General features: G+C 83.5%; 1 protein-coding gene. It reads right to left on the reverse strand.

Annotated elements, in window-relative coordinates; translation table 11 throughout:
• A partial coding sequence (locus BST40_RS33680) for a hypothetical protein (RefSeq protein WP_425270717.1) occupies positions 1 to 368 on the reverse strand: 368 nt, incomplete at its 3' end.
• Positions 369 to 376 lie beyond the last annotated feature (8 nt).

A 376-nucleotide genomic window follows, 5' to 3' on the forward strand; every position in this document is an offset into this window, starting at 1 on the left:
CCCCCGCCCCCGCGCCCCCGGCCTGCTCTTCCCTCCCCCCCGCCCCCGCGGCCGCCCCCGGCGCCGCCGCCCCCCCCGCCCCGCCGGGCGCCGCCGGCGCCGCCAGCGCCGCCGGCGCCCCCGTTGCCGATGAATAGCCCGGCCTGACCCCCGTTGCCGCCTGCACCCCCGTGGCCGCCGTCGCCGCCGGACAGGTCTCCTGCCGCGCCGCTTCCGCCGTCGCCGCCGTCGCCCGCGAAGGCGGTCGCCCGGAGGATGAAGGACGTGGCAGCTCCGCCGGTGCCACCGGCACCGCCCGAGCCGCCGGGAGCGCCAGCGTCGGCACCGTTGCCGCCGCCGCCGCCGCGGGCCAAACCACCGACTGACAGTCCGGGGC

It is taken from the genome of Mycobacterium persicum (assembly GCF_002086675.1).
Taxonomy (GTDB): domain Bacteria; phylum Actinomycetota; class Actinomycetes; order Mycobacteriales; family Mycobacteriaceae; genus Mycobacterium; species Mycobacterium persicum.